The 6,787-nt window shown below is 64.8% G+C and carries 6 protein-coding genes and 1 pseudogene; 3 read left to right on the top strand and 4 right to left on the bottom strand.

Translation table 11 applies throughout. The features are described 5' to 3' along the window. On the top strand, window positions 1-490 hold a 490-nt coding region (locus WBB85_RS21385; protein WP_432640597.1), incomplete at its 5' end, for an EamA family transporter. Between the two features lie 88 nt (window positions 491-578). Here the strand turns inward: WBB85_RS21385 and WBB85_RS21390 are convergent. The 4 genes from WBB85_RS21390 to paaI are packed head-to-tail and all read right to left on the bottom strand — an operon-like array spanning window position 579 to window position 4,118. Beyond that, window positions 579-1,166 (bottom strand): TetR/AcrR family transcriptional regulator, encoded by a 588-nt coding sequence (locus WBB85_RS21390; protein ID WP_432640598.1) that lies wholly within the window; start codon window positions 1,164-1,166, stop codon window positions 579-581. Between the two features lie 4 nt (window positions 1,167-1,170). Further along, on the bottom strand, window positions 1,171-2,481 hold the full coding sequence (paaK, locus tag WBB85_RS21395; protein ID WP_432640599.1) for a phenylacetate--CoA ligase PaaK: 1,311 nt from the start codon (window positions 2,479-2,481) through the stop codon (window positions 1,171-1,173). Between the two features lie 9 nt (window positions 2,482-2,490). Next, window positions 2,491-3,690: a 3-oxoadipyl-CoA thiolase gene (gene pcaF, locus WBB85_RS21400; protein WP_432640600.1), complete on the bottom strand. Its 1,200-nt coding sequence runs from the start codon at window positions 3,688-3,690 to the stop codon at window positions 2,491-2,493. Beyond that, window positions 3,687-4,118 (bottom strand): hydroxyphenylacetyl-CoA thioesterase PaaI, encoded by a 432-nt coding sequence (paaI, locus tag WBB85_RS21405; RefSeq protein ID WP_432640601.1) that lies wholly within the window; start codon window positions 4,116-4,118, stop codon window positions 3,687-3,689. Before paaI ends, pcaF begins: the two co-directional genes overlap by 4 nt. 108 nt (window positions 4,119-4,226) lie before the next feature. On the opposite strand from paaI, the gene paaZ reads away from it, so the two are divergent. Continuing rightward, window positions 4,227-6,236: a phenylacetic acid degradation bifunctional protein PaaZ gene (gene paaZ, locus WBB85_RS21410; RefSeq protein ID WP_432640602.1), complete on the top strand. Its 2,010-nt coding sequence runs from the start codon at window positions 4,227-4,229 to the stop codon at window positions 6,234-6,236. 8 nt (window positions 6,237-6,244) lie between these two features. Then, a pseudogene (locus tag WBB85_RS21415) lies at window positions 6,245-6,787 on the top strand (hypothetical protein); the annotation flags it as partial.

A 6,787-nucleotide genomic window follows, 5' to 3' on the forward strand; every position in this document is an offset into this window, starting at 1 on the left:
TTTCGGCATTGCCGGTGTGATCCTGATCACCGGCCCCGACGCGCTGGCCGGGCTGGGTCCGGCCATAGCCGGGCAGCTCGCCTGCCTGACAGGTGCCGCTCTTTATGCCGGGGCCGCGCTCTATGGCAGGCGTTTCACGCATCTTGATGCAGCGGTGACGGCGACGGGCACGATGATCTGCGCGACAGTGGTCCTGTTGCCATCGGCGCTCATCATCGACCGCCCGTGGCATCTTGAACCCACGCCCGAGGCGACAATCGCCGCCCTACTTCTGGCGGTTCTCTCCACCGCCCTCGCCCTCATCCTCTATTTCCGGCTGATCAGCACCATCGGGCCGCTCGGCACCGCCAGCCAGAGCTATCTGCGCGCCGGGATCGGGGTTGCGCTCGGCATGCTCATTCTCGATGAAAGCCTGAGCCTGGTCACATCGGCAGGCATCGCCGCCGCGATCCTCGGTGTCGTCCTGATCAACGGGCCGAAGCGCCGGTAACGGCGTGTCGAGTTTTCATCGAACCAAAATCTGGGCCCTTTTCGTTCGAATTCTGATACTTAAATTCTAAACGCAAAGCCAAAGCGTCTTAGAGAAGGACGCCGGGAAGCCCGCCCAGAACCATGTCAGCGACCAGATCGGCATAGGCTTCGCGGGTGACGCCCCGACCCGGCCTGTGCCAGAGGAAGAACCAGTTCAGCATGCCGAAGACCGACATGGTCGCCGCCTGCAACCGGTCGCCCTCAAGGCCCGGCCGCAGTGATGCAAGCGTCACCCCGAGCGTGTCCACCAATTGCCGCTGATAGGCCCGAAGCCTTGCCTTCTGTTCGGGCGCAAGAGCGTTCAGGGCGTCAAGTTGCAGCCGATGTTCGGCATCGGCGTCGCGGTAAGCCATCAGGATCGCCCGGATCAGCGCCTTCAGCCGGGCATCGGGGGCGGTTTCGGGCACCTCTGCGACAACCGCGACCACATCCGACAAATGCGCGTCGAGTATGTCAAAGAGGAGCGCCTCTTTGGAGGGATGGTAGTGGTAAAGCAGCGCCTTCGATACACCGCAGGCTTTCGCCGCCCCGGCCATCGACGCGCGGTCAAACCCGTGTTCGGCGAAATAGCCTGCCGCCCCCTTGCGGATCGCCGCGCGTTTGTCGTCGTGATCGCGGGCCAGTCCCCTTGGCATGCTGTCAGTCCTTCGGCCGCTTGTCGACGATGCGCGCGGCCTTGCCCTGACTCCGCTCGATACCGCCGGGATCGACCACGCTGACCGCGATGTTCAGCCCCGACGTATCGCGCACCGCTTTTTTCAGGGCGGCGGCTGCCTCCAGCCGTTCGGTCGAATCCGAATGTCCTTCCGCCGCCTCGACCAGTACCGTCATCGCATCCATCCGCCCCTCGCGCTTGAGTTCGATCTGGAAATGCGGGGCAAAGGCGCGGATCGTCAGGATCTGTTCCTCGATCTGAGTGGGGAAGATATTGACGCCGCGCAGGATGATCAGGTCGTCCGAACGGCCCGTCACCTTCTCCATCCGCCGCATCGACCGCGCCGTGCCGGGCAGCAGCCGCGTCAGGTCGCGGGTGCGGTAGCGGATCACCGGGAAGGCTTCCTTGGTCAGCGAGGTGAAGACAAGTTCACCCTTCTCGCCCTCGGGCAGGACAGCACCAGTTTCGGGGTCGATGATCTCGGGGTAGAAGTGATCCTCCCAGATGTGCAGGCCGTCCTTCGTCTCGACGCATTCATTGGCGACACCCGGCCCGATCACCTCCGAGAGACCATAGATATCAACCGCATGCATGTCGAAGGCCTGTTCAATCTCACCCCGCATCGCATTGGTCCAGGGCTCCGCTCCGAAGATGCCGACCTGCAGCGGGCTTTCCCGTGGGTCGCGCCCCTCAGCCCGGTACTGGTCAAGGATGGCCAGCATGTAGGACGGCGTCACCATGATTGTGGAGGCCCCGAAATCCTCGATCAGCTGCACTTGGCGCGGTGTCATCCCGCCCGAAATGGGCACGACCGTGCAGCCCAGCCGCTCTGCCCCGTAATGGGCACCCAGCCCGCCGGTGAACAGACCGTAGCCGTAGGAGACATGGACGACATCCCCCGCCCGTGTCCCGGCCGCGCGCAGCGACCGGGCAACGCAGTCGGCCCATGTGTCAATATCCTTTGCCGTATAGCCGACGACCGTCGGTTTTCCCGTGGTGCCAGAGGACGCATGGAGGCGCACCACTTTTTCGCGCGGGACGGCGAACATGCCGAACGGATAGTTGGCGCGTAGATCGGCTTTGGCGGTGAGGGGGAATTTCGAAAGGTCAGAGAGGTCTTTCAGGTCACCCGGATGCACGCCTGCCGCATCGAAGCTGAGCCGGTAGAAGGGCACATTGTCATAGGCGTGTCTCAGCGACCATTTCATTCGGGCAAGTTGCAGCGCCGCGATCTCATCCCGGCTGGCGATCTCGATCTGGTCGAGCGTCTTGCGGTCGGGTGTCAGGTCTTTCATCATCCCTCCTCAGGGGGCTTCGAGCAGGAGCGCGATGCCCTGCCCCACCCCCACGCACATCGTGCAAAGCGCCCGGTTGACGCCGATTTTCCCCATCTCGATCCCCGCTGTCAGGGCAAGCCGCACGCCGGACATGCCCAAAGGATGGCCCAGCGCGATGGCCCCGCCATTCGGGTTCACATGATCCGCGTCATCGGGCAAACCAAGCTGGCGCAGGACGGCCAGCGCCTGTGCGGCGAAGGCCTCATTCAGTTCGATCAGGCCGATATCGGCAACGCCAAGCCCATGCCGGTCCAGCAGTTTTTGTGTGGCGGGCACCGGACCGACGCCCATGATGCGGGGGGCGACGCCCGCCGTCGCCATGCCGGTGATGCGCGCCTTCGGCACAAGGCCATAGCGGTTCACCGCGTCTCCCGAGGCGATGATCAGCGCGGCGGCACCGTCATTCACTCCGCTCGCATTGCCCGCCGTGACCGAACCGGGCACCCGGAACGGCGTGTGCAGCGCCGCAAGCTTCTCTGCGGTCGTTTCACGCGGATGTTCATCCCGCGCGACGATCACCGGATCGCCGCGCCTTTGCGGAATCGTCACCGGCGCGATTTCCTCGGCCATGCGGTCTGAGGCGATGGCGGCCAGTGCGCGGGTCTGGGACCGGAGCGCGAAGGCGTCCTGATCGGCACGGGCGATGCCGAATTCGACCGCCACGTTTTCAGCCGTCTCAGGCATCGAGTCGATGCCGTACTGGGCCTTCAGCACCGGATTGACGAAACGCCAACCGATGGTGGTGTCAAAAATCTCTGCGTTCCGCGAAAAGCCCGTTTCGGCTTTCGGCATGACGAAGGGCGCGCGGCTCATGCTTTCGACGCCACAAGCCAGCACCACCTCGGCCTCACCCAATCGCACCGCGCGGGCCGCCTGCCCGACCGCGTCGAGGCCCGATCCGCAAAGCCGGTTCAGCGTCACACCCGGCACATTATCTGGCAGCCCCGCCAGCAAGGCCGCCATACGCGCGACGTTGCGGTTGTCCTCGCCCGCCTGATTGGCGCAGCCCGCCATCACCTCGTCCACGGCCTCGCCCGGCAGGCCCGTGGCCGCGACGACTGCGCGGATCACCCCCGCCAGCATGTCATCGGGACGGACTGCGGCCAAAGCCCCGCCATAGCGGCCGATGGGCGTCCTGAGCCCTTCACAAAGAAACGCTTCCCTCATGCCTCTTCCTCGAAATGCTGGCCTTCGATCTGGCGCGACAGCCCCCGGAACAGGGCCAGCTTGCGACCATCACCGCCGGTGACGGTGACGTCATAGATGCCCGACCGGCCGGTCAGGCTGACCTCCACTGCCTCGGCCCGCAGACGCTCACCCTCCCGCCCCGGCGAGAGGTAGGTGATGGAATTCTGCTGCGCCACGACCAGCCGGTTATGGCTGTTGCAGGCAAATGCGAACGCGCTGTCGGCGAGCGTGAAGATATAGCCACCATGACAGATGCCATGGCCATTCAGATGTTCGGGCCGAACCGTGAACGACAGAACCGCCCGCCCCGGCCCGACCGCATCAAGCACTATGCCGAGATGTTTTGAGGCCGCATCGCCCGCCCACATCGCGGCTGCACTTCTTTCCGCCCGCTCCTGCGGTGTCATCGGCTTCTCCCTGTCTTGGGGAATGCTGCTACATATCCGACCGAACGGTCAAGAGTGTTGCGCAAGCCCAGTCCTGAGATAGACTGACGCAAAAGCGCGGAGGCCGCCATGCTCACCCCATCCTCCTACATCGCCGGACAGTGGATCGGGCCCTCGGCCGATGCGACGCGGATCGACAGCCCGGTGACTGACCAACCGATTGCCAGGGCCGGGTCCGAGGGGATCGATTTCGGCGCGGCATATGGCTGGGCGACGGGCAAAGGTGGTCCGGCTTTGCGCGCCATGAACATCCACGAACGGGCGCGGATGGTGAAGGCCATGGCGCTGATGTTGCAGGAGCGGAAAGAGGAGCTTTATGCCCTCAACCCCCTGACCGGCGCGACCCGCAAGGATGGCTGGATCGACATCGAAGGCGGGATCATGACCGCGCTGACAATGGCGTCGAAAGCGCGGCGCGAGATGCCGGATGGCGACATGTATCTCGACGGGCCGGTCGAACAGCTTTCACGGAATGGCACCTTCCTCGGTCGCCATGTCGCGGTGCCGATGCCGGGCGTGGCGGTGCAGATCAACGCCTTCAACTTCCCTGTCTGGGGCATGCTGGAAAAACTGGCACCCGCACTTCTGGCCGGCATGCCCGTGATCGTGAAACCCGCCACCCAGACCAGTTACCTGACCGAGGCCGCATTCCGCATGATCGTCGAAAGCGGGCTTTTGCCCGAAGGTGCGGTGCAACTGGTCGTCGGGCGAACCGGTGATCTTCTCGACCGGCTCGGGGCGCAGGACGTGGTCAGTTTCACCGGCTCGGCGGCCACCGCACTTGCCTTGCGCTCCAACCCGCGCCTGCTGGCGCAAGGCACGCGGTTCATCGCTGAGCAGGACAGTCTGAATGCCGCCGTTCTTGGCCCCGATGCCGCGCCGGGCACGCCGGAATTCGACCTTTTCGTGAAAGAGGCTGCCGCAGAGATGACGGTCAAGGCCGGACAGAAATGCACCGCGATCCGGCGGATGATCGTGCCCGAGGGGATGGCAGATGCGGTTACTGAAGCCGTTTCCGCCCGGCTGGCCACGATCCGGATCGGCGATCCGGCAGACCCGGACACGCGGATGGGGCCGCTCGTCTCGATGGCGCAGAAGGCAGATGTCACCGCCCGTGCCGCCGAGATCGCAAACGAGGCGCGGCGGGTCTTCCGACATCCCGACATCCCCGCCGAAGGCGCTTTCGCCGCGCCGGAGTTGTACCTCTGCGACGACCCTGACAGCGCGCACGCGGTGCATGAGGTCGAGGCATTCGGCCCGGTCGCGACGATCCTGCCCTACCGCGACCTTTCCCATGCCGCGCACCTTGCCAATCGCGGCGGCGGCAGCCTTGTCTCGTCGCTCTTCACCCACGACCCGGACCTGGCGCAGACCTATGTGACCGGGGCCGGGGCATGGCATGGCCGCATCTACATCAACGATCGTGACAGTGCCGCAGAGGCAACCGGCCACGGCTCCCCCCTGCCGCATATGATCCATGGCGGGCCGGGCCGTGCGGGCGGCGGCGAGGAACTGGGCGGGGTGCGCGGCATCCTGCACTACATGGCGCGGGTGGCGGTGCAGGGCAGCCCTGCGATGTTGTCCCGCATCACGAATGAGCATTGTCCGGGTGCGAGCACGCCGCGTTGTGAAACACATCCATTCCAGCACGATTTCGAAAATCTTGAGGTCGGACAAAGCGTTGAAACCACGTCTCGGGTTGTATCACTGTCAGATATCGACCATTTCGCTGAATTCACCGGCGATACATTCTATGCTCATATGGACGACGAGGCCGCCCGCGCCAATCCGTTCTTTCCGGGCCGGGTCGCGCATGGCTATCTGATCCTCTCCTTCGCCGCTGGCCTCTTCGTCGATCCCGCACCCGGCCCGGTTCTGGCCAATACCGGGCTGAACCACCTGCGGTTCCTCAAACCCGTGAGCCCCGGCGATGCGATCCGGGTGCGTCTGGTGGTCAAACGCAAGACCCGGCGGACCGATGCCTACGGCGAGGTCGCCTGGGCCGCGACGGTCACGAACCAGAAGGATGAGCCCGTGGCCGAATACGAACTTTTGACGATGGTGGCGCGCTCGGGTTAGATCGAAGCATGGACCCGCTTTCCCCCTTGATCGCCGCATTGCATGCCGAAGGCCGCCTTCGGGTCTGGTCGCTTGTCATCACGATCATGGGCGATGTGGCGCAGCCCCATGGCGGTCGTATCCCGGCTTCGGTGCTGCAATCCATTCTCGGACGCCTTGGGGTCGAACCGGGCGCGCTTCGAACCGCCGTATCGCGGCTGGTGGCGGATGGCTGGCTGACCCGGGAACGGAGGGGCAGGATCAGCCACTATGCGCTCAGCCCGCGCGGGCTGACGGAATACGGACCTGCCGCGGCGCGCATCTATGCGCTGGCACCCCCACCACCCGACATCTGGACCATCGCCCTGAATGACGGGCAATGCACAGGCATTCCGCTTGCCAGCGGGTTCTGCCTCTTGCCCGGCCGGGCACCCAATGATGCCGTGATTGCGGTCGAAGGGGAATTGCGTATCGGCGATGAGGCCCGGGGCCGGTTCCTTGCCGCAGATCATGTTGACGCCTTGCAGCGCTTGACGCATGACCTCGCAGCGCTGGAGCGGACAGAGCAGCCC

It is taken from the genome of Albidovulum sp. (assembly GCF_049646345.1).
Lineage (GTDB): Bacteria > Pseudomonadota > Alphaproteobacteria > Rhodobacterales > Rhodobacteraceae > Albidovulum.